General features: G+C 51.6%; 13 protein-coding genes. 4 read left to right on the forward strand and 9 right to left on the reverse strand.

What is annotated here, in order from left to right; all coding sequences use genetic code 11:
* Position 1: 1 nt before the first annotated feature.
* The 7 genes from WCV85_05780 to WCV85_05810 all read right to left on the reverse strand — a co-directional run bounded on the left by WCV85_05780 (position 2) and on the right by WCV85_05810 (position 18,093).
* Positions 2 to 1,504: a cohesin domain-containing protein gene (locus tag WCV85_05780; GenBank protein ID MFA6474356.1), complete on the reverse strand. Its 1,503-nt coding sequence runs from the start codon at positions 1,502 to 1,504 to the stop codon at positions 2 to 4.
* A gap of 30 nt (positions 1,505 to 1,534) precedes the next feature.
* Positions 1,535 to 2,638, reverse strand: a complete 1,104-nt coding sequence (locus tag WCV85_05785; GenBank protein MFA6474357.1) for a cohesin domain-containing protein — start codon at positions 2,636 to 2,638, stop codon at positions 1,535 to 1,537.
* Positions 2,639 to 2,655: 17 nt separating this feature from the next.
* Positions 2,656 to 3,516, reverse strand: a complete 861-nt coding sequence (locus WCV85_05790; GenBank protein ID MFA6474358.1) for a dockerin type I repeat-containing protein — start codon at positions 3,514 to 3,516, stop codon at positions 2,656 to 2,658.
* A 13-nt stretch (positions 3,517 to 3,529) separates the two neighbouring features.
* Complete coding sequence (locus WCV85_05795) at positions 3,530 to 4,594, reverse strand: hypothetical protein (protein MFA6474359.1); 1,065 nt, start codon at positions 4,592 to 4,594, stop codon at positions 3,530 to 3,532.
* Between the two features lie 132 nt (positions 4,595 to 4,726).
* Positions 4,727 to 5,818: a hypothetical protein gene (locus tag WCV85_05800; protein MFA6474360.1), complete on the reverse strand. Its 1,092-nt coding sequence runs from the start codon at positions 5,816 to 5,818 to the stop codon at positions 4,727 to 4,729.
* 224 nt (positions 5,819 to 6,042) lie between these two features.
* Positions 6,043 to 17,256 (reverse strand): hypothetical protein, encoded by an 11,214-nt coding sequence (locus tag WCV85_05805; GenBank protein MFA6474361.1) that lies wholly within the window; start codon positions 17,254 to 17,256, stop codon positions 6,043 to 6,045.
* A 441-nt stretch (positions 17,257 to 17,697) separates the two neighbouring features.
* A complete protein-coding gene (locus WCV85_05810) occupies positions 17,698 to 18,093 on the reverse strand; it encodes a CoA-binding protein (GenBank protein MFA6474362.1) in 396 nt (131 codons plus the stop codon).
* Positions 18,094 to 18,232: 139 nt separating this feature from the next.
* Between WCV85_05810 and WCV85_05815 the strand changes: the two genes are divergently transcribed.
* The gene (locus WCV85_05815; protein ID MFA6474363.1) at positions 18,233 to 21,154 is read left to right on the forward strand and encodes an Ig-like domain-containing protein; all 2,922 of its coding nucleotides are present in this window, start codon (positions 18,233 to 18,235) and stop codon (positions 21,152 to 21,154) included.
* Positions 21,155 to 21,245: 91 nt separating this feature from the next.
* Here the strand turns inward: WCV85_05815 and WCV85_05820 are convergent, their stop codons facing one another.
* The gene (locus tag WCV85_05820) at positions 21,246 to 22,088 is read right to left on the reverse strand and encodes a hypothetical protein (GenBank protein MFA6474364.1); all 843 of its coding nucleotides are present in this window, start codon (positions 22,086 to 22,088) and stop codon (positions 21,246 to 21,248) included.
* Between the two features lie 101 nt (positions 22,089 to 22,189).
* Positions 22,190 to 22,912: a class I SAM-dependent methyltransferase gene (locus tag WCV85_05825; protein MFA6474365.1), complete on the reverse strand. Its 723-nt coding sequence runs from the start codon at positions 22,910 to 22,912 to the stop codon at positions 22,190 to 22,192.
* A 182-nt stretch (positions 22,913 to 23,094) separates the two neighbouring features.
* Here WCV85_05825 and rdgB point away from each other — a divergent pair, with 182 nt between their 5' ends.
* Genes rdgB through WCV85_05840 form a run of 3 tightly spaced genes read left to right on the forward strand, consistent with a single transcriptional unit; the run spans position 23,095 to position 24,876 of the window.
* Entirely contained in the window at positions 23,095 to 23,700 is a 606-nt protein-coding gene (rdgB, locus tag WCV85_05830) for an RdgB/HAM1 family non-canonical purine NTP pyrophosphatase (protein MFA6474366.1), read from the forward strand.
* Positions 23,701 to 23,702: 2 nt separating this feature from the next.
* Complete coding sequence (locus tag WCV85_05835; protein MFA6474367.1) at positions 23,703 to 24,512, forward strand: patatin-like phospholipase family protein; 810 nt, start codon at positions 23,703 to 23,705, stop codon at positions 24,510 to 24,512.
* Between the two features lies 1 nt (position 24,513).
* Complete coding sequence (locus WCV85_05840; GenBank protein MFA6474368.1) at positions 24,514 to 24,876, forward strand: MGMT family protein; 363 nt, start codon at positions 24,514 to 24,516, stop codon at positions 24,874 to 24,876.
* Positions 24,877 to 24,986 lie beyond the last annotated feature (110 nt).

Here is a 24,986-nt window from a genome sequence, read left to right on the forward strand (position 1 = left end):
CCTACTGCTGCCCAGTTGGTGGACTTGTCCGTCCAAAGTCGTCATTCGACGACGCAGGCGGATGGAGAAAATCAGCTGGTTGCTCAGGGGTTTGCGGAGGTTGCTGCGCTGATGCAGTCCCAACTCTGGATTGCAGGCTCCGCTGCAACTCCTGGGCCTCTTGTTGATGAGAAAACTGCTGCTCAATGGACGCCTCCAGAGAGTGCGCCGCCTGAATGGTACGGACCAATTCTGATTCCTTGCGTAACGTCTCCTGTTCCAATTTATGGATATCATGGATCACGTCACCTGCCCGCCGGCGCCAGCGAATGACCAGCCAGGTTGCAAGAACCAGCACCAGGAGCCCGGCAATAATAAGTGCTACGTTGGTGAAGAGGGTATTCTGCAGCAAAGGTGTGCGACCAATAATGGATCCGCTCTGCGCAGCCGCAACTGTGAAATCCAACTTCCCATCCGTGGAATTTCCCGCTTGGTCAAACGCCCGCACCAACACTTGGTACCGACCGGCAGTCAGCTCTGGGAGACGAACTGGGCTCACCACTTCGGTGAAGAATGGGGTTGCTTGGTTTGGATCATCCAAGGCCAGGAGCTGCATTTCGTAGTGATCAATGCCAGACATGGCATCGGTGGTCAGGAACTTCAGCTCGGGTCGCTTGCCTGGTTCTGGCGTGGGGGGGTCAACCGTGGGGGTAAAGGCAGCTGGCGGCGTCCCATCAATGAGCACAGCACCGTGGCTGGTGCCGCCCCAGCTGGTTACTTTTGCGCGCAGGTGGAAGTACCACCGACCATCTCGGTCAGCGGTGACCGAGGTGCTGCGTGCGGGCGTGGCATCTTGGCGTTCGGGTGGCGTGGTACGCGGGTTTTGATCAAAGACGTAACTGTACCCCACGGCATTTGGGACTTCATCCCAGTTGTACTCCACGGTTCGGTTTTGGTACCACGTATTCTGGTCGGGGTGGGAAGGCGAGGAAAGCACTGGGCCTTCTGGTGCAGCCAAGTTCAGCGTAAAATTTGCATCCCCACGAGAGTTAAGAATATTCGTGCCTTGGCCATCATTCGCCAGCACTTGCGAAGCGCTGGTGAAAACGAGCTTGGCCGTCCCAGGTGCAGTCACCCGGAAGGTAATGGTACTCATTACCCCGGCATCAGTTTTGATGCCCGGATTTGGCAAACCACCTTGGAAGGAAATTGTGCCCGCGGTGTTGGAGTAGGTTGGCTGGCTTACCCAAATGGAAACGAAGGACGTGCCGGCTGATGGGTTCACCACTTGCAAGCGCGAGGCCGGAAAGGTAATGTCCGCCCGCACCGCATTTACGGATTTTCCACCCGTGTTCACCAAAACGGAGACGTTGAAGGTGCTCCCAACGGTAAATGCGCCGGTTGCGGGTGAGAAAAGCAAACTCGCCCCATCTGCGGCGTGCATGGAGTTTGGAAGAAAGTACAGCGTCAGGGCGAAGAACGCAATGATACTCGCTTTACGGATTGTGCTTTTTCGTACCTCCATACCCAGTAGTATAGCGCGTCTGCTCCAGTTTTACCGCTTCTTCCTTTGCACCCACCAGGCTGCTCCAAGAAGAGTGAGGGCAATGACTGCGCCACCGCCAATCCACACCCACTGCGGCACGCCAGCTGCGGAAGCAGCAGGAATGAACGCCACCCGCACGTTCCCAGCTTGATCGTACGCACGGACGGTCAGTGTAAACCGTTGATGGACATCGCTCACCTGGTAGGGGCTTGCTGCTGGTTGAAATGCTCCATCCCCTTCCTGCACTTCGTATCGCTCTATCCCAGATGTACGATCCTCAGCTTGGAAAACCAAAGCGAGTTTGCCTGGAATGACGTCTCGCCTCAACTGCGGGGTAAAGGGCTCTGGCTGAGTGGTGTCAATGAGTACCCGCCGCCGAACCAATGCACCCCACGTATCATTAGGTAGCTTTTCTTGGATGGTAAAGTAGTACGCACCGTCTGCCTGACTGGGAAATGTAGTCTCACCTACGAACCGGGCTTGCTGCACATCGGGCACTGCGTTGCGGTCGGTGGTGAGCAGAAACGCGTACGGTGTCTCCTTGGCCGCTTGCCACTGCATGCGCACGGTGCTGATGGCATACCACTGATGCTCATTGGGATGCGATGGTGAAGTAATGCCCAGGGTATCTGCAGTCACGACAACATCGACGTAGAGCGAGCGCAAACGGAGGGCAGCTTTCGTTCCCAGACCGTCATTCAGGTACACCCCAGCTGTTCCGCCATCAATGCTTAGTTGGGTAGTGCCAAGTTTCTTGGCCCGGAAAATGACCTGCAGTACCCGGCCGTCAATAACGTAACTCCCATTCGGAATCCCACCGGCAAAGGTAATCACTCCGGTTGCTGGATCGCTCTTTGGCTCTTCTGGCCAGAGCGAAAGCACAGAACCAGCTTTCTCCAGGCCAACTATTTCCAGAGCATGAGGATCGTACGTCAACCGCGCCTGCACAGCATTGATCACCTCTCTTTCGCTATCAACGCGCACTTCAACAATGAAGGTTTGGTCTTGCCCAACCTGCGGATTAGCGGTTTGAACAGTCAGAGTTGCTGCATGTGCAAGATTGGGCACACTGCACAGCAGGACCGCGCTCCAGAGCACAACGCCAATTCGCATGATATGTGTGCGCATAGCTATTTCGTTCCCGTCCAGAAGTAGAGCATGACGCTGAAGTCAATGATGTTCACCGTGCCATCCTGGTTAATATCTGCCCTGGCATTTGCTGGATTCCGCTTATTCCAGTAGAACAGCAAAATACTGAAGTCTACCAAGTCCACTTTCCCATCACAGTTAATATCCCCTTTCGTCTTACCCGCGCAGAGTTCCGTAGTCGCTACCTGGAAAGCCACGGAGCGGCTGAATTCGGAAACTGACCCGTCTGGATCAGTGGCTTTGGACCGGACACTGTGCGAACCAATCTGCAAATCAGAAGCTTGGAACTGCTTTGACCAAGCACCTGCGGTTGAAGCTGATACCTGCGAGGAAGTTTCGGTTTCTGAACTCACGTAAATCTGCACCGTGCTGCTGGGGCTCGTTGTTCCAAAAACCGTGATGGTATCTCCCAAGCGCACTTCGGTTTTATCCGCGGCAATGGTGGGTCCCAAGAATATCCCGGTAATGGTCACGGAAGTTCCGGTTGCCAAGGTCAAAGTAAAATTCGAGGTTGGTCCGTCTCGGCCATCTTGGTCCACGCTGAAGACCCCAAATGTGTACGTTCCTGCGGTTAACCCACCAATGGTCACGTCAAAGCGTGCTTGCGGGTCAGCGGGCACTTGCACTGCAGTAACCCCATTTTGCAAAATCGTCACCGTCGACCCTGGGTAGGCAATACCTTTGAGGATGACAGACGTTGCCGTTGGTTCCGGTGGTGCAATACTGGGCACAGTTGCTGAAACGGAAACCGTAATGTCAGCATTGGCTGGCAGGACAAGCAAAGGAAAAACAAGAATCATCACTAGGAGTGATCGGCCAAGAGTTCGCACCACAGGGCGCATGTATTCGTTCTGCTTATTCTCCCGTCGGCGGCGTCTTGGTTGACGCGCGTCGGCGAATCCAAGCATTGTACTTCAGGATTGCAAAAATCAGCAGGAAGAGCACGACCAGCAACCCAACTCCGTACACCACCAAGACATGCCAAGGGAGTACCCAGAAGCTTATTGCAGCTGAGCTTTGCACACCCGCCGCGGGCACTGTGGTTGCCAGTTCTGACGTGGCTTGCCCCGTTCCAACAGACAGCGTTGCGGTGTACTTCCCAAGGGCAAAGTTCTTCCGTTCATTACGGAATGCAGTCCAGAAGCGGTTCCATCCATTGCCGTACAGATCTTCGTTCTGTCCGGTTTGCCAGGTCGTCTTGTACGTTCGGGAGGATTTGGGCAACGTTGCGCCTTTGGGTTCGTTGAAAGCCAAAAGGGCGGACTGCTTCTTCAAAGTGTTGGTGATGGTTACATTCCCTACTGGCTTGAGGTGAATATTCCCCGTATTCTGGTACACCGTGGTGAATTCAATTGGTAACTGAGTGAATGTATCCTTGGCAACAGAAAAGCTGGTAATTACCGCGCTCTCCTGCACATCACCCTCAACTTTAACGAATAGGAGGGTGCCAATCCCCTGCGCAACAGCCACTTGGGGCTTCGCGTTGCCTTCCGCGGTTGGCGGCGTGGTGGAAAAAGCAACCACACCGTAGTGACCACCCGGCCCAGCATTCGCGGGGACATCAACGGTTACCAAGACTGCTTGGCGACCCTGAGGTTCCAGGACGATTGGCGCGGGATCCAGTTTCACCCAGGTAGCAATGTCTTCCTTCGGTGCTGCAAAGTCATACACCGGTATTCCAGCTTCGGGACCTGAAGTAAACGTGGTGGTGTTGATGTACAGCACCTGCTTTTGGTCAGTTTCATTGTAGAGTTTCACCACAAAGTCAGCCTGATTCCCAGGCTGGGCGGTGAACTCAATGGAAGGCGGGCTAATCGTCAACGCTTGGGCTGTAGTGATGCTCGTAAGCACACCAACAAAACCAAGGGTAACAACCAGGAAACCTCGAACCAAAAATGAAATTTTCTTTGCTCTTTCCATGCGTTTATTTAGTCAAAAACTGCCCTCATAGTATACCACTTTTCCTGCCCACTCACTACTCCATCATACAACTCGCCTGAAGCGTCAATAATCGAGGCTTCAGGCGAAGAGCGGTAAACGTCGAAAAGTCAGTTAGAAAGTGCCGGTTGCGATATAGGTAATCGCTGTGGAGTAGCTGCCGGCTTCTGTGGCCGCCGAAATATTCGCAATGTAGTGCGCGTCGATGGTCGCAGCTGCTGTAGGTCCGGCAATGGACAGGATAGCCGTGGTAGTGCCAGCAACGAACTTGAAGTTATTCGCGGACTCATCGTAGGCTGCGGTATCAGCAAAGGTGAAGGTAGCAGCGTTATCGTCAAAGCCTATTGCAAACTGCTCGGAGCCTGGGGTGCCATCCGCATCACCAGCAATGGTTGCTACGGAAATTGTGTCGCCACCGCTCGTCAGTGTGGCACCGGTGTACGTCAGGGCAACACCGTCTGTGGCATTTGTCCCTAATTGGAAGGTATGCGCAGCCTCTGGTGTAGTATCGCAGGCCGCAGGTGGTGTACCATTCGCCCAACACTCTTGCGTGGCATCCAAAACCCCAAACCCAATGGCCACGTCCGAAATGGAGAAGGTGACGGATGGGTCAACCGTGGCGGTAACATTCACTGTATCATCATCCAGAATGGCAACTGCAAAAGAACCGCTGTCTGACGTGGTGGTGATGTCAATTTTGTAGACCGCTGCTGAGCTGGGATTGGTAATCTCGTTATTGTCGATGGTAAAGGCGATAGCACCAGCAGGAACCGTATCGCCAGTGCAGACAGTTAACGTGTAACTTTCTCCTGGGGCACTCGCGTCAACGGATGGGTACACCTCATCTGTTGCACCAGCACATGCACCAATGTTTGCAACAATGGTCAAACCCGAAGCAGCCGAAAAATCCGTACTTGCAATAGTACCATCGAGAGTAAAGGAATCAGCCGCTGTGTCGAATGCGATAGTAATTGTCTGCGTGGCAGTGAGGTTCGTTGCGGTAGTAAAGGAAAAAGCATGCGTCCCAGCTACACTCTTCTCCAAACGGGACATGGTGTCCTTCATCCCGGTCAGTGCAGCTGCACCCACTGGCTGAATTGGCATAAAAAACCCAAGTACCCCAAGCACCGTAAAGAGCACAACGACGGTTCGGGTCGTGCCACGTTTCATGCCACGTTTCATAAGTAGCTTGATGGGATTTTTCATAAAAATTTGCCTAAGGTAAAGACTTTTTATTTTTAACTATCTACAGTATAACACAGTTTCTTGAAAAAAGCAAATCCTACCCTTTTGTCATTCTGTGAGACGGAGTAGAGACTGTAGTCTCTCTGCAGATACAGACCAGAGGCTTCCGCCATAGGCGGATCTGCTGAGAAGTCTCTACTCCGATATATCATCATTCACGTAAGTCGAAGAATGACAGCATATTCCTAGAACGTCGTCGTTGCAATGTACGTGACATTTGTACTGTATGCACCCGCCGTCGTAGCACTGGAAATGTTACAGATGTAGTAAACACTAGCCGTCTCGATTACCGTAGACCCAGCTTCAGACATCAACGTGGTTGCAGTGCTGGGAACGAACGAATAATTGTCACTTGCTTTCTGGTACGCAGAGGGAATGGTTGCATTGCCATCTGTGGTTATTGATAAAGCAAATTGTTCACTACTTGGTGTGCCATCTGCATCTCCTGTAAAGGTTGCGGCAGTAATATCCTCGGGCCCTGACAGGGTAGACCCAAAGTAAGTTAATGCATACCCGCTCCGAGCATTGGTGGTCACGGCTAATGTATGTGCGGACACGGCACTGGCAGAGCCGGTTGCCGCCCCATTTGCCCAACGGGCTGCTGCAGAGGAAAGTGTCCCAAAGCCCACCGCGGTATCAGAAATGCTGAAAGTCAAAGTATTAATATTCCAGCATGGGTTGTTGGTCGAATCGTAGTTTGTACCGTCTGTGGCATCAATGTCATCCCCTGGGCAGGCATTGGAATCACGTACATCCGTATTGGAGACGGTTTGCGTTCCCAGGCTATTGAGGTCCCACAGGGTTCCTGTGGTTGACGAACGCAAGAACACGCGTGTGCCAGTTGCTTGGCCGTTGAAGGCAATATTGTTGAATGTATACGTACCGCCGGCCAGGAAGCGCAGCTTCGTATTTGCTGTCTGCGCTGTGAACGTTGCTGCAGTTTCTGCCGCAGCCGCAAAAATGACAGAGGGCGAAGTGACCGGATCCGCACCGGAGCTATTGGTAATAGTGAGGTTATTGAACCGATCACTTGCACCAGTCAATTGCCCATCAACCGTTTGCTGAGCGGCGCCATCCAGGGTCACTGTCCCGGTGTTGTCCGTGAAATCACCATTGTTCGTCCAGTTCCCCGCAACCGTGAAACTTGCGGTTGATGATCCATTCAGCAGGCCTTTTGAGGTAATTGTTACTGCACCATTGGCATCAAGAATCCGATCATTGGTTTCATTATCTAGCGTCGTCACATTCGAATCACTCGCGTTCCCAATCGTGAGCGTTCCCGAAACAATAACCTGCCCGGTTCCACCCGTAGCAAACGTAACCGTACGGTCTGTGGCGCCTGAGGTTTCAAAGGAAAGATTATTGAACGTCCAGTTATTTGCATTTGCTGTGCTGCCAAAATTTTTAGCAGCCGCAACCCGATGCAAAAATGTGCCACCTGACCGGGTTACGGTTCCACCCCCAGCCAATGTGCCATACATGGTGATATCTGTTGCGCCCAGCAAGCTCCCGGCGGTCACCGTCAGATCATTCCCCACAGTCATGGCGGTATTCGTGGTCCACTCCCCACCGCTGCCGTTGAATACGAGGTCGTAAAAGTCGTCAAGATCGCCCATTGTACCACCAATGGTATTTCCAGTATCGGTCGCGGTAAAGGTGACTGTCGCCGATCGGGCCGTAAAAGAATCGTTATTTGTCCAGTTATTGCCAACCGAGATGCTGTTACTCTCACCAGTTTTCGTATCCAGAACCCCGCCGGTGATCGTAATGTTATTCGTAACAACCAGCGGGTCCTCCACTTCAACGGTGAGGGTGTACGTCCCACCACCGTCATTCACAATGACGTTGTAGGGGTTTCCAGTGCCAACGGTAATAAGGTCTGTGGTGGCATTTGCAACGACCGTACTTGCAAGCGTCATAGTCAACGTGGACTGATCAGGCGTGAAGGTTCCACCAGTCTGTAGGTCGAATTTCCCATCCGTATCCATGAACGTTTCATCAGTTTCCACATCATCGGTAGCGTCCAACGTCCCAACGATGGTTATGCCGCCCGTGCCAATATCCAGGTCGTAACCATTCGTATTGAAGATATCACCCGTCGGGATGGTTACTGACTTTGCAGTAAAGTCAGAACCCAAGTCCGTCGTACCAGGCGACAACCCAACCTGCACATTGCCCATATCCTGTTTCGGTGAGGTGTTATCCGTGAAGGTCATCGGTGTAGGATTCCCATCCATGATTAGAATGCCAGAACCTGTAGCTGCAGTGAAAGTCGTTCCCGTTGCAATGGTGAAATTACCGTAAACTGTAAGGTTGGCATTTGCCGCCTGCGTAAAGCCTCCCCCCGTGATGTCGAACGTCTTATTCACCAACACTGCGTCTGCGGTGGCAACGCTTCCACCAGACACTTCAAACTTCTGCAGTTCGTTTCCCGCAGCGGTGAGCGTCTTGGACGTGCCGTTCATCTTCAGGGTATTGTCAGTGGACGCCGTGTACGTCCCCCCAGTGAAATCCACGTTCCCACTGACGGTCCACACCCCCGTGCCCGAGGTAATCACTTCGCTTCCACCTCCAGTACCGGTGAAGTCAACATCCCCACCCACCGTGACCGTCGGGTTATTCGAGGCGCCAATCAGTGTGGCATCTCCTACACCATCGGTAATCACGTAAAGGTGTGAACTTGCGCCGGAAAGGGTGAACGACCCAGTGGGGAAAGTGAAGGTTTTTGCCGTGCCACTATTGGTGAACAGCTCTACCCGTCCACCATACGTCCGCGCGTCCAGAGTCGTGGACGCAATGTTCGCTGACGAACCATCGTAACGGACAATACTACTGAGGGTTCCGCCCGTCCCTGGACCGGATGAAGCGTCGGTGAACCGCAAGGTTCCATCCCCGCTTATGGTTCCCGTGGTATTAAGCGTCAGCGTTCCAGGCGCATTCACAATTCGACCGCTACCAATAGATAGAGTGTCGCCATCTGCCACATCGAGCGCGCCAGACACCGTGAGATCCGACGTGCTCACTGTTATTGTCCCTGTGGAAGCAGGATTAATAGTAAGGTTGTTGAAGGTGGTTGCCGTGGATCCAGTTAAACTGTTCGACGTACCGGTCATGGTTATGGTGGATGTGCTCTGCGTAAAGGTACCGTTATTCGTAAGCGTCCCGGCAATGGTGTACACACTGTTCCCACCTGAGGTGAGCGCGCCGCCAATGGTCACATTCTTCGCGGTTACGGTTTCTGTGCCACCAATCGTCAACGTGGCGCCAGAGAGAATGCTCAGCGTGGCGCTGGTGTACGTTCCACCTGCCTGAGCAGCCAAGGTGGAGGAATTTGCCGTGTGTACAATATTTTCATTATCATCAGCATCATACTGGCCCATGTTGGTTACCGTCACCGATGGATTGTCCACGCTCCCAATGGTCAGCACATTTGTGTCCAAGACCAGGCCAGTAATGTTCCCCGACCCGTCATAATTCGTAACGGCTGTTGTTTCCGCACTATCGGCAACGCCATCCACAAAAACCGTAACCGTATTCCCTGTGGCCACGGTAACGCCAGAAATAGTCCACGTTCCAGCCAAGGTTGTGGTTTGAGCTTGAATGCTCCCATTCACCGCTACTTTCACTGTCCCGCCTGAACTGTTCGACGTGCCAGCTACGTCTATACCACAGGTTGCGCCAGCACTGACTGTAATATTCGTATTTCCGCTATTCGTAGACTGGGAGAAGGTGGCACATATTGCTGCGCCAGCATTATTTGCATCGCTAATGTCTACGTAGGAAAGTGACGCTGAAGTTGGGTTGACGTTCCAAGCGTTGCCCACACTGGATGATTGCAGGGTGATCAGCTGGCCCAAAGCTCCAGTGACTGTCCACGTACCCGCGATGGTCTGTGTTGTGGCAGCGGTAACGGTAATTACCTTTGCCGCACCAATACTGGTGACCGAAAGATTATTGAAGGTTGTACTGCCGGCAATAGTTGAAGCCGCTGTAGTAGTAAGCGCAATGGTGCCGGAATTATGGGTGAACGTGCCAGCATTAGAGAAGCCGGCTCCAAAATTTGTGGTGGTAGCTGAGCTTGCCTGGAAAACCGTATCCGCCGCAATCGTCACATTACCGGTGACAGTGAAGGTTGGATCCCAGGTATTCACCTGGAAAATCGTAGTGCTGGAACCGGTGCCAGTGTTCAATAGGTCCAGCGTGGAGGCGATGGTCAGGGTTTGCGAACCCGCAGTGCCGGCAGTCACCGTGCGCCCCGCCGTCGTGCCACTATTATCAATTTCCACTTTTTGGTAATCCGTGCGGGCACCCATGGATTGATCAGTGGCCGTGGCGTCCATTCGTAAAATGAGACTTGCGCCCAGTGTCCCGCCGGTTGGGAAAGTTGTAGCACTTCGGTAGGTAAGCCGACCCGGGCCGTTGATAGTGCCGCTTAAGGTAAGCGTGGCGCCAGTGTGGGTAATAGTGCGGCCGGAACTAATGGTCAAGACGTTACTTGCTCCAGACAATAGTAGAGTATTTGTAACAGCAATATCTGATGTTTGTACCGTTACAGCTCCACTGGCGTTTCCAATATCCAGGTCATAAAATGTTGTGCTACTTGAGCCGTCAATTGAGCCTGCGCTCCCTGTAAGACGTACTCGACTGTCATTATGGGTAAAAGTTCCGTTGTTCGTGAATGTCCCACCAACCGTCAAGTTTGATGTGGATGTAAATGTGCTTGGGGTCAATGATCCAGAAATCAACAATGCATTACTTACGGTTAAGTTATTTGCAATACTCATGCTGCCACTCGACGTAAAATTGTAGAGTGTGCTACCTCCAGTATATGCGGTTAATGTTTTTGAGGTGCCATCCATGATGACCGTATTCCCAGTTGACGCAACGTAACAATACGTAGCCAGAAAAGAGTTGCATGTTGCATCAAAATTTCCTGAGATAGTCCAGATCCCAGAACCCGACGACACTGGTTCCGTGCCGTCGCCAGTACCCAATATATCAAAGTCACCACCAATATTCACCGTGGGATTATTGGTTACACCGGTGACAGCCATATCCCCAGTGCCATTAGCATAGACGTAAAAGTGGCTACTGGCGCCAGAAAGTGTATACATTCCAGTGGCAAAAGTCGTAGTTCGACCCGTTGCGCCACTATTGAAGAACTCAACCGTGTTCCCATACGTCCGCGCGTCAAACGTCGTGCTAGCAATATCTCCACCAGTGGCATCGTACCTCGTAATCGCACTTATGATTCCCACCGTACCTGGACCACCACTCGTGTTGGTAAAGGTGATGCGGCCCGGACCGGCAATGGTACTGGAACTTGTAAGCAATACGTTTGCTCCAGTATGCGTCAATGTTATCCCACTGGCTATGGCCAGCGTGGCGTCCGTGTTGACGAGGAGGGTATTTGTAACCGTCAAATCTCCCGTCTGCAAGGTCAGGGTACCTGTACTCACTGGGTCATAGCGAAGATTGTAGAGAGTCTGACCATTGCTGGTTATGGTTTTCCCAATACCGGTGGTGAACACCGTTCCAGTCCCTGCATCCACGGTTAATCCAGAAGCCATTACAAAATTTCCATCGATATGTGTGGAAGACCCTAGCGTGTAGGTGGGTGTTCCACTTGCTTGCTGCAAGGTTAGGTTATTGAAGTTGCCTACGTAAATTGTGGTCGCACCAGTACCGCTGTATACAAAAGTTGAAGTGCCAGGAATGAGTACTGTGAAGCCAGACTCATCCACTATCGGTGTCCCTGAGCCGGACAGGGTCCAGGTTTTTGCCCCAGCATTGAGCGAGTGCATGTTAAAACTCTCCCCGGCGGCAGTTGCCTCAAGAGTAAGCACATTAGTGACAGTTACCCCGCCATTCCCTGTAGCTGTTGTGGTAAAAATGTTTCCCCCAGATTGCTCCAAAGTGAGGTTATAGAATGTCCACCCAGTGGCACCACCAAAGTTCCCTGTCTCACTAAGCGTGAAAGTTGGTGTGCCGCTTGTAGTTGTTACCGTTCCATCACCTGTGACGGCCCCACCATTCACGGTCATATCTGCATTTACAGTCAGGGTTGAACTCGTGTCCACGACAACATCCCCAGTGACGGTGAAAGTCCCAACTGCAACCGTGAGTGCCGAAGCCACACTCCCATTCCCCACAGTTAGGTTATTGGAAACCGTTGCAGCTTTCTGCAAAGTCGTTGTCGCGGCTGTCCCATCGCCAATCACTAAATTGTAAATGGTAATTGCTCCGCTGGCGCCATTGGTTCCCAAATTTCCAGTCCCGCGCATGGTTACGGTGGGAGTTCCACTGGATGCGATGATCCCGGTTGTCGTATTTGTAAAGTCGCCGCCACCGACGGTCAGGTTTGCGCCAACCGTGAAGGTTGACCCAGTACCCACTGTCACATCACCGCCAGTTACAGTAGTCGCAGCGGAGCTCAATGCAGTGGTTGCCGTAGTACCATCACCAATCAGGAGATTGTAAAACGTAAGTGTAGGGGTTGTGCCACCACCAATACTCCCACTACCCCGCATGGTTGTAGTTGCGGTCCCAGTGGAACGAGTAACAACAGCACTCGTGCCTGCAGTTGTAATATCACCGCCAGCAACAATCGTGTTTGCATCAATATTCAACGTTGCCCCGCCATCCACCAAAATATCCCGGCCAATGGTATTCGTGGCGGTGTCGAGAGATGCCGTACCACCGTCATCTATGTGAAAATCTCCGCCTGTACTATTGGTGGTCACGGTCCCGCCCGGATCGTACGTGTCACCCGCCCACACATGAAACTCCATGCCAGACTCCACGGTCAAGTTACCAGTAGTAACGCTATACCGAACACCAACATTCGCTCCAGTATCAGCTGTCGCTAATTTTGCATTTGTCATGGGCCCTGCGTCTTCGTGACGCACCGAGGTGTGATCTTGATAAATGTGCAAATCAACAATATCTGACGTCGTGTCAGCAGCCAGGGTCACCGTTGTCCCCTTAATTGCTTCAACGCTATCAATGAAAATTGCAATTGGGTCTGCGGCGGTGCTTGGGCGAGCAGCTGCGATAGCAAATGAACCATTACTCAAGGTGCAGTCAGCGGTCTGCTCAGACGCACTGCCATTCACGGACGCACGGACGGTTATGGCATTTGCCGAACAGTCATACGCCGTTGGGGTTTCATTGGTGTAGATTTTCCCATAGATCGAAATGGATGCTGGCACATACTCAACTAAGAGCCACAGCGTTGTTACCTGCAATTGTTCGGGAGAGAGGAGGTTGCTTGTATTTAAATTGCGAACACCGATTTGCGCGCTATCCAGGGTCGTCGTTGTCCAGGCGGTTAACTGCTGCGGCCGGGTATAGGCGGTCATGCCATAAATTCTTGGAATCGCCGAATGGTGCGACATCCATGTCGTTGTCGTGAAATTCTCTTTCGTCCCTTCAATAACCGCCCCACTCGCACTATCTTTCAATCGAACTGCGGTTGTGAAAGCCGACGTATTCCCGATGTTGGCACGCATACCAGCAGAAACCAGAGAAATTGTGTCTGAAGCACCAATGGACTGTGTCGAACTATCAAAAAGATTAACGTCCGTAATAGTGTTCGCTGTGGCTGTGTACAGGTAAGTTGTTGCATCATCTGGGTCTGCTTCATCCACATAGGTATAGTCATTCGTAAAACCCGTATTATCCCCGGCGGCATTTGGTTTCAGGTGTGCTATCGACCCTGCGCCAGGGTATCCATTTTGCGTTGTACCAGCATTCTGGTTCACCGCCACATCATCGAAGTACCAATCGCCTTGCGTTTGCGCTTCAGAATTTAGGTTGCCACCAAGTGCAATTGTTGTTACACCATTAAGAAGGTCTCTGGTTGAGCTGGATCCAAAATTGGTTCCATTTATTCTGCCTTCAACCGTATCAGTTGCACCCGCACCAGACGAATTTATTTGGAATTCCACCCGGTACCATGTGCTGGTACTCAAGGCGGCTGACGTGCCAATCGGCGTCCCGCCAGAATCTTCATCGTGTAGCTCCAGTGCGCCAGTGCTGGTCAGCACCAGGAACACTCGGTCTGTAGTCCCGGAATCTCGAAACGACATGATGCGATTACTCGCACTCGGCAAGGTTTCAATCCGGAGATACGCCCGGGCATAGTATGGGCCGTCTGCATTCGCTGCCACAAAATCTTGATTCACACCTTCAGCCGAACCCGAACTCATCCCGTTAATGCGCAACGATGCGCCTCCAGAGCGGTAGTAGGTTGCAGTTGTGTTGATGGTTGGTCCGCCTGCAATCCCCGCCCACTCTTCACCCGCGCTTACCGTTTGCATTTCAAAACCAGATGACCACAACCGACCACCTTCTGCTGGCTCATACTCCACCAGCAACCACATCGTCGTTACCAGGAGATCGGGAATTGCATCAGTTGCGGTCACGCGTAATAAACCATCGTCAATGTTCGCAGCGGTCATTACATCGTAATCTGCAGCCGAGGTTTGATCACCGTAGGAAGTTTGCTTGTAGGTTCGTGGAGCCGCGTTGCCATTGGTGGTATAGGCGGTCGCGCTATCAGAAATACTCGTTGACTGGTCAACTGCATTCCCACTTGGGATTTTTACCTGCAGATTATGGGCACCAGCTGCTGCACTGAGACGCGTATACCGAATCCCAGCTTGCGTCAAAATTATTCTATCTTTCGCATTCATACCCTGACTTCCTGTACTTTCTAGGGACACCTCAAGAAAATCCGTCCCGGCGTCACTATCACAGGTCACCGTTGTTGTCGTATCATCTGGTCCACCAGCGCCACGATCATTTACGGCATCCCATGAGCTAGTTGACCCACTGCAGGTATTCGAAGAAGCGCCGCTTGGTTGTCCATCTGGCATGAGGTGTACAATTTTTCCCGCCCCTGGCCAGTTTTCCGGTATGCTTGGGGTGATGCCGGCATCGTCAGAATTAATTGCCAAATCGTCCCAGAATATTGTTGAGGCTCCACCCGTATCAGTTGAAAGCGTACCAATGCGTACAACGTTGGAACCATTCGCATGGTTCACCGTGCCTGACGAGAACGTCACGCCATCCACCTTGGCCTCAAGGTAGGTAGTGCCAATCGTTGTGGTGTCACTCCGAAACTCAAGCCGATACCAAGTACTAGTGGAGAGAGCTGCAGAAGTCCCGGTCTGCTGCGCGTTGTCTTCATCATTCCACAATTCCAATGTCCCATCACTATTTAACCGAATACTCGCCTGAACAGAGGGGCCACTGTCGTAAAACTCCATAATATTCACACGCGTTTCTGGCATATTGGTGATATTCACATACGCGCGGAAGTAGTAGTCATTCGTTGCATTTGCGTTCGAATATTGGAATGTTGCGCCCGAAGTTGCTGCACTCTCATTTGTTTGCAGCGCCGCAACGCCAGAACGAAAGGTGGAGGTATCAATAGTGGGTGCAGTACCAACTGTCGCTGTAAATTCTTCATTTGCCGTGACGGTTTGCAATTCAAACCCAGAGCTCCACAGACGTGTAATACTTGCCGAACCCACCGCGTCACTCGCAATCTGCCAGTGGCGTAACTCTTCAAACACTGGCTCGGCACTCCCAGTCTTTATCAAGCGCGCCTTCCCCAGCAAGAAAAGTTCCGGGCTAATGTCTGGTGGATTCACTCGGTAGGTCAGCGTGTATATCTTCCCGCCCTTCCACTGCACAGGCCAGCGTATGGTCAGCCGATTGTCAGCAGCAACAGTTTTCCCTTTGCCAGACACCGCAGACACCTCAAAGGAAGTTGGAACCGAGTCTTCAAAAAAACCGGCCACGTCTTTTTGCGGACGTACGGTGAGAGTAACTGGATAATCTTCAACCGGATAGATGCGGGTAGGCGCATCACGATGCACGTCCAATGTCACCATAGCTCGCACGGCAATTGCATCTTGGATTGTGTACTCGCCAAACTTGGTCTCCGCTTTGAGATCCAAGGTGTACATCCCTTCATCGCCACCCTCATACACTGCACTGTAGTCAGGCGTATTGGTCACGGTAATGGGGCCACACTCTGTGGAACGCGTAATTGACCCAGCATCAGTGGTGAAGGTTTGCACTCCCCGACTTGGGTTGGTTATAGTAAGCCATAATTTCGCATCGCAAATGGTGTGCCCTTGCGGATCCAGCACACCCATCCCCACGTCAATATTTTCCCCTGGGTGGTAAATGGATTTTGGTGTGTTCAGCACCAGCACTCCCCAGTAGAAATCTTTCTTCACCGTGGTTTCTTTGTTCCCCTGCACAATGGTAATTTCCGCCGTATACTTTCCAGGCTTGTGCAGCATTTCGTTCCGCACTTCAATGCGTTCGTAAGTAGACCGGCCCTCCGTCACCCGCGTCACGTCATACTCTGCCGGGACTTCCGCGCCATCAGGCCCAACCAGCTTCTTGGCTTCCACGGTTCGCTCAGTTTTGGTGAATGGTAAAAAGGAGAAGCGGGATTGCTTTTCCACTTCCACCTTCAGCACAGGGTCTTCAGAGTTCTTCAGCTGCGTGTCTTCCACCTGCACCACATCCCCAGAGAGGAACAGCGGTTCTCGCTTTGGCTTGGCCACCTGCTCCACATCCAAACCTATGCCATCCACGTAGACGGTTGCTGCTGCATCTGGAGACAAGGCAATGTACCGCACCCGAACCTGAAACGTATCAATATTCCCACGGTGTAGCAGCGGAAAAGCGGCTCGCCAGTACCCGCCATGCTGCGCGTTACTAACATCTTGGTTCAACCCAAAAGAATCAAGCCGTGTCCAGGTCTTGCCATCCAAACTGGATTCCATCACCACCAAGTCTTCAGAATCTTGACCAGCTTTCCCAGCCAAGGAGAGCACAAGCTCTGCTTGGGAAAAAGACGCGTCCGGATGAAAGTCACTTGGTAGGGCAAAATTCTTGCAGACCAGCTGCGCTGCCCCAGAACCACCACCCGCTTGGGCTGAAGCATCTTGGGGGAATTGCGCTAGCCCAGTATTTCCCAATGCTTGAATTTCCTGCGCCTTGTCACTTCGATCCCAGCCTGTGCATGACTGCGGCCGAATATGCAGCGTCTGCGGTTCAGTCTCTGCACGCGACACCAGGGCTACACCAAAGAAGAGCAGACAGCTCAGGCTCGCCAGTACCATTCGAGTTCGGTAGGTCACTTGCACCCGTTGGTGCTGCCGCGTTTGTAACTCATGCCGCATTGCCCGTTGGAAACTGTGCGTGCGGGCACGGTACACCTTTCGCGCTGACTGGGGAGCTCCGGCAACCGATGACTTTTTTGCAACTACAGTTTTCTGTCGAATCACCCCGCGTTTTGCAACAACTCGACGACCTCTGAGTCCAAGTGGACGCGACTTTAGGTACGTCGTTGTGCTTTGCGGTTTGGGCATGGAGGAACGTTTTGTTCGCCGAACGAAGCACTTGGCCTTCCGTGTCTTTATACAAGAATCCAATGTATATTATGCCACATTTTCACAACAATAACAAAATTGGAGCAAACGTAAGTTTGCTCCAATGAATGAGCTTTACCAACTCATCGCCCAGCTGCAGTCCTTGGCGCTGCAACTGGCATGGTAACTAATGCCAAAGTCGTTGCCTGTTGAAGATGCTTTGTCGAAAAGGACATTTGAATGCCCGTTTGGACAAAAGAGATTACTCGCATCACACATAATACCGTTTGGGCCGGACTGACCTATGCCCAAGCGTCGTACGATTTCATCTTGTAACGCACGTTCTGCTGAACTAAAATCTGTTGCTTCCACTCTGCCTCCAATCAAAAAACGTTTTATCTTTTATAATACCGCCAAGCATAGCTGCATTTCGCTCTGCTGTCAACCCTGCAACTTCCGGTGCTCAACCATAATGCACGTCCCAGGGTCATTCACCGTCATACCCAAATGCCCAGCCAAAATGGTGGTTTCTTGTGATTCTGCTCCAGGTTGAAACCAAATTTTAGTAAACCCATAGTGGTGGGCTTCGTGCAGAATGTGCAAACCAATCTGGGGTGGGACAACGAACACCAGCACATCTGGCTTCTTGGGAATTGCTTCAATACTGGCGTAGCACGGCACACCAGAAACCGAAGAGTACTTTGGATTCACACCCACAACGTCCAGCTGATGCGCATGCAGGTACTGCAAGACACGAAAACCATACTTTTCCACGTTTGTCGTTGCACCAACAACGGCGTAGCGAAAATTCTTCTGAAAAAAAACTTTGGTATCCATACGTACAGTATGCCTGAAATACGCAAGCTGAAAACTTGACAATAACCTCTATTTTTGGTATGATGTATATATTACGAGAAGTGAAAATGATTTCACTTTTCCTTCAGCAATTTCGCCCCTAACCTTGTAATTTACGTCTATGGCACATGCACATGCCTCAGCACTTCGTCATCAGTCAAAAGCATCTGTACCTCGGTTTAGTGCTTTTTTGGTCATTATTCCTGCTGCCTTAGTTGTCTCCGGATTACTCTTCTCCCTTCCCCACTTGCAAGCCGGTGGAGCAGGCTTGAGTTTTCTTGGCTTCAAAAAACCAGCGCCTAGCCAAAAGTACGTCTGCCCCAGTGCCTCCTATACAAAGGACTTTACTAGTGTCTTGAAAAATGGAGTGCCAGCCAGTTCCGCACAAACCGTAGTGGAAACCAATGCGCGGTTACTGGGCCAAGCTGAGCCAAGTAAGGATCTCATTGCGAGCCGCACAGATCTCACTGCCCGGAAAACTGCACTCCTTGGTCTCATGGCAACCGCACCAGACAAAGCCTTAGCTGCAGTTTTGAGCCCAAATATTGGGGATGCGTACCAAACATGGACGACGAACTGCGTGGAAGAACGCGTGACCGTGACGGGAAAAGTGACGGAATATGATTATACTGCGGCGAAAGGCATTGCTCCAAAAGGGCCCGATGCACTGTTCATGTTGCAAACTGTTTCTGGTAGCACTCTTGCGCTTCAACCAGCCAAAGCACTGCACACCGCCTTTCTTACAGGCGATACGCTAACCATTACCGGCTTTCAACTTGATGACCGTATAGTTTTTGATGGTCGGTCTTCAGTGACAGTGGATCCATCCGGCCTGGGAACTGGCTACACTGTAGCGAAGGAGAAGACTAATCGTGATGCAGTAACCGGCCCCCAAGAGACTATTGTACTGCTGGTGAATTTCCAAAATACACCTCAGCCGGCATATCCGGTTTCAACTATTGAAAACATCGTCTTCTCACAAATGAACAGCTACTACCAGCAGAATTCGTACAACAAAATTAGCATAGTTGGTGATGTGGAAAATTGGCGGACGATCCCGATGGACACGACCTGCGATTTTGCCTCAACCATTGGGCCAGTGGTCCAAGCTTTTGATGCCGACGTTGACTTTCGTCAGTACGAACGGCTCGTGGTGTTTGCGCCGCTTGGACCCTCATGCCCTTTCATTGGCATCAGCAGCGTTGGGCAAACCACGGTAGCGACGAATGATGGTCCGGTTGTTATGTCAACGTCCTACATCTTGTCCAATTACGCCGGCGTTGCGCTAACCGCGCACGAGTACGGCCATGGTTTGGGTCTGCACCATGCAAGTTTTTACAATTGCCCAAATACCCCCTACCAAGAAACTGGCTGCGATATTACTGAGTACGGCAGTCCATACAGTACCATGGGTAATCATGCACTCTTTGGCTACTTCAACGCTCTGGAAAAAGATTTCCTTGGGTGGTTTGTACCATCCAATATCGAGACGGTAACCGAAAGTGGCACCTATACCATAGATCACCTAGAAGTTGCATCAACCAATCTGAAGGCACTGAAGTTTCAGCGCTCAGCAAATGACTTTTTGTACGCTGAATACCGGCAACCAATTGGGCATGACACAGGATTTGGATCGACGAATGCCTATGACGGTGCGCTCCTCCACATTCGCGCAAATACGGGCGTATCTGGCCCACAGGCGAACCGTTCTTTCTTGCTTGATGCTGCGCACCCACCAGTGTGGGGAAGCGCAAATGACGCAGCGTTGACCGTTGGACAAACTTTTGTTGACCCCCTGACCAATACTTCTGTAAAGACAGTCGAAAAGGGCGACGGGGACGTAGACATCCAGGTGCAAATTGGCAAACATGACTTTACCGCACCGCAAGTGAGTATTACATCGCCAGCTGAGGGCAGCACGGTGAGTGGCCAATTTACCGTCACTGTTGACGCACAAGATGCATCTGGAATCGAAAAAGTTGTGTTGCAGAACGGGTCACTGTTATTCCGATCTGAAATTGGCACTGACACGCAAGCCCCGTTTGCATTTAACGTCGACAGTTCCATGTTCCCAGCCGGGATCGCGACTCTCGTTGCAGTTGCCTATGATAAGTCTGGTGCGCCCTATGGAGTGGCAAATAACTCTGGGAGCAGTGGCTTCTTTACGGTGAATATCGTGGGTGGGGATGTAACTCCTCCGACCACCAGCATGACAGCTCCGCTGAACAATACCGCTGTACGAAATCTGGTCACCGTCAGTGCCCAAGCAGATGACAACGGATTCATTAGCCAGCTGAAGCTCTTCGTGGATGGGGTACAGAAGTTCTTCCAATTTGGTGATGCCTCCAGCATCTCCGGGGTACTGGATTTAACCCAAGGGACGCACACCGCGTATTCGGTTGCAGTAGACCAAGCAGGATTAACGACGCAAAGCGCAACTTCAACTTTCGTCGTTGACAATACTGCCCCAACCGTCAGCCTGGTGGATCCTGCTCAAGGAGCTTCCGTTTCGGCCAGCATCGCACTCACCGCCACCGCTGCGGACAATGACGCTATTCAGAAAGTGGTCTTCGTTCGCGACTCTGGCACGGTCATTGGTGAAGATCCCACCGCGCCATACAGCGTTACCTGGGATACCTCACTTGTTCCTCCTGGGCCACACACCCTTGGAGCCGTGGCGTATGACCGCGCAGGGAATACCGCAACATCAAGCACGCACGCAATCACTGTGCAGGCCACTGCTACCTACGTCTGCGGGGATAGTGACAGCAACCAAATAGTCACCATCTCCGACGCCGTCCACCTCATCAACTACATCTTCAGCGGTGGACCCGCCCCAAGCCCCTTGGTGGCAGCGGACGCCGACGGGAGTGGCGTAGTAACCATCTCCGACTCCGTCCACCTCATCAACTACATCTTCAGCGGTGGGCCGACACCAAGCTGCGTTACCAACCCACCCAGTGTGAAACTGGCACCGGATCCAACCGAAGGCCAAACCTTGCAGAGTTTCAAAGCTGCACACCCAGAGATTTTTAGCCAGTAAACATTACGGCAACAAAAAGAAAGAGCTCGCCAATATGGTGAGCTCTTTTTGATAGAGAGACGCTGCCCATGCATGTGAACTGTACATCGTACTAGTCGATTTTCAGTGAACCAGGATTGACCCAGTGCTCCTCGGTAACGTAGCAAATTGCAAGCGGCACCGGAATGCCCGGGCGCGTGAACCAGAGAAGGAATGGTTCGTCGATGATGAGATCCGGCGGCTTTGGTGCGTGTGCAGAACCAAAGACCATGGTCCGAATGTGCACCTCACTCTTCACGTGTGCGCCAACGACATTGACCCGCAGCTTCGTCGTTTGCTTGGCTGAAGCAATGATTGCTGGGTAGTTTTCCGCGCTCGTTGTGCTCATCTTCTCCAGCCAATCAATATTCGGTGCATCGTCCAATTTCACCATGGGAAATTGCACACCATCAAACCCGAAGTACACTGCAGTAATTTCCTCCGTGTGGGTCAGTGTACGGACATATGCATCAAGCACGGTTCCACGCAGAGGGTGAGGAGCTTGCGTGATGAACACGCGATCGCCCGACTTCGTTTCCAGAATTGCTATGGGGTACGGATGCACTTTGGTTGTGTATATTGCAATGTGCTCATGTGCCAGCCGCACACCGGGGAATTCTTTCATGGTACGCGACTGCACAATGGTTCGTTCGTCACCAACCTTCACCCATTGCACAGTGACGTCCAGCACACTTGTAGCATCCACTGCCACCAGATTGTTATCCATCTTCTCCGTGGATACCGAAGCGGTTAGTTCTGGAATCTGGTCAAGGTGTGGCCGAAGTTCCGACAAATGCATCTCCAGGAATGCACGCTGCTCTGCATTCACCGGTGTCCACTGCTCGCCTGCACCAATGGCTTTTTCGGTTTCCACCAGCGCTTTTGCCACGGGTAGCAACGTTGAGGTTGCACTCATATTTTCTCCTTTCAAAGAGTTTTTCTTTCCACCACCTTACGTAGTGGAACCCTCACTGTCAATAGGGAAAGCCGTTCACAAATTGTGAACGGCTTATTTGTTTACTCGTGAAGAATGAACAGGTAATCTCCAGCATCCGGTATATCCTCTGGTTTCCAGATGCATGCACTCTGGACGGAACTGAAGTGTCGGTGGAAAACTGGCTCCAGTTTGGCAAGTGAAGTCTTGTACTCCCAACCAAGAACATCACTTCGTATGATATCAACTGCAGCCTGGACAATATCCTCCGGTGGGTTCTTCTCCAGCACGGCCAGCAAAGTTTGATAGCCGAATGCGGCGGCATTGCGTTTCCGCTCACGCTCAGTTTTGTACGGGGCAATGAACCGATCAGCGCAGATTGCTGTCCCACCGGGTTTCAGGAACGTTTTCAATTTTGCGATGAACGACGCTTGATCCTTATACGGCAAGTGATGAATGCCGGCAGTGCATACGACATAGTCAAACCGCATTCCCATATTCCATTCTTGAGTGTCCCACGTCCGAACATCTGCTTGGGTGAAACGTATCCCTGGATTGTGCACCATGGCATATGGGATGTAGCGCCAATCACAATCCACACCATAAAGCTCCAAATCCGGGCGCTTCTTCTTCAAACGACCTAGTAACTGTCCGGGTCCACACATGAGATCCAAAATCGAACCACGTTTTGGCGCTTTTTGTGAAATTAGGTGCAGCACATTTTGGATGAGTTGTCCCCAAGGGAAAAACTGCATTTCCCGTATATACACGTCGGGATCAGGAAGAAAAAAATCTTGGTTTTTCATAGAACTCCTTTCGTTTGTATGTATTTCCCACCACCTTACTCGGCGGTACATTACATGTCAAGGAAGGATAAATGCTACTTGCTTATATTCGTGTGACACATCCCTTTGGCCCATGGGTTTCAAAAAGCCTCTTATAGCTTTACGGCTTACAGCTTATGGCTTCCCCTTGGTATACTTTCCCTATGCGCCTTGTCTTTGCCACCCACAACCCTGGGAAAATTCCAGAAATGCAAGCTATCTTGGCTGGACTGCCTTTGACCGTGTGCAGCGCTGATGATGCCGGCGTGCATGAGGATGTGGTGGAGGACGGACAGACATTTGCCGAAAATGCCTTGAAGAAGGCGAGGTTCGTGGCGAAGCAGAGCGGTGAGTGGGCGGTGGCGGATGATTCTGGTCTGTGCATTGCAGCCTTGGATGGAAAACCCGGCGTATATTCCGCGCGCTGGGCCGGAGAAAGTGTATCTGGTGATGCGCTGATTGCGTACACCTTAGCCGCACTCAAGACTGTTCCTGAAGGCAAACGCCAAGCTTGGTTTGAGTCCTGCGCCGCACTGGTTGCGCCTGATGGTCGAGAATGGACGTTCAGTGGAAAAATTACTGGCATCATTCCACTCACCCCCCGAGGAACACCCAGACCCAAGCTACCCTACGATACCATCTTCATTCCTGACGGGCATGGCCGAACGTTTGCAGAAATGTCGGACACGGAAAAGAATAGTCTCAGCCACCGGGGACAGGCGTTTGGGGAACTTCGGAAATTTCTTCAGGAAATATTTGAAAAGGCATAACCATGTCTACTGAAATCCACCCGGTTCTCCAGCACCTGCTGGCTCGCCGGGGCAAAACCGTGCCCGTGCAGGATGGGAGAAAAATTGCCCTGGTGCTGTACGGCGGCGCCATGGCTGGTATTGTCGGTGGTGGTGCAGTCCAAGCCTTGCACGAGCTTGGACTTGACCAGGCGTTTGATCATATTTTTGCAAACTCCGCTGGGTTTTGTAATGCTTCCTACTTTTTAGCAAACCAGGTTCGGTTAGGTATCACCATCTATTCAGAAAATCTGACGAGCAAACGTTTTATTAATCTCTGGCGATTTTGGAAAATGGTTGACGTGGACTATGCCGTGGAAGTAATGCGAAACGTGAAGCCGCTCAAAGTTGAGCATATATTAGCCTCCGCTACAAAGTTACACGTGTCATTGTATAACCAAACCACGAAAAAAGACGCTTTCCTGGAAGTGCATGACCATCCGGCACATAGCTATTTCGATATTGTACATGCGGCGACGGCCATTCATTTTTTTCATCCTGGTGCCACCCAAATTGACAGCCAACGGTATATGGATACCAAGATTGGCCAGGAAATTAACCGACTGCAGTACGCACGCGCACTTGGCTGTACGGATATCCTGATTATTTACAACCGAAAGGAAAATACCCCGGCAAAAGACCTGAATCAAAAGGATACCTTTGAAATTCGGCCTGATAGAGATTGGAATATTTCGCAGTTTGAGAGAAATCCTACAAAATTACTTGCGGCGTGTCGAGGTATGGGTCACAAAGTGAAAGTAACATTTGGTCTGGACAAACCAATTACTATTTAATATGACAAAGGTGGGATCATTTCATAATCGGGTGTTCGCTGCTGTCCGTCGCATTCCCTCAGGCAGGGTAGCAACCTATGGACAGATTGCCGGGCTCATTGGCTCACCCCGCGCAGCACAGCAGGTAGGTTGGGCCTTGCATTTACTGGAAAAACGGCCTGACCCCACTGTTCCCTGGCAGCGGGTCATCAACCGGCATGGCATGCTGTCCATTGTGAACCTACGCTACGCGGCCGATGAACAGGCCAATCTGCTCCAGGCCGAAGGGGTTGTGGTAAGCAAGAAAGACGACGTTTGGTTTGTTGATTTGGAAAAGTACCTGTGGGAACCAAAAGAAAACCCACGCTCGGTTGAACGTGGGTAAAGGCGCTACTTTCCTTTGGATTGATTTTTGGGTTTGCCCTTCTTCACTGGTTGGGGGTTTTTAGGCAATCCCGCTGAGCCTGTATTTGCACCAGCCACATAACCTCCTTT

The sequence above is a fragment of the Patescibacteria group bacterium genome, assembly GCA_041665345.1.
In the GTDB taxonomy this organism is placed as follows: Bacteria; Patescibacteriota; Patescibacteriia; order PEXW01; family PEXW01; genus JBAYJA01.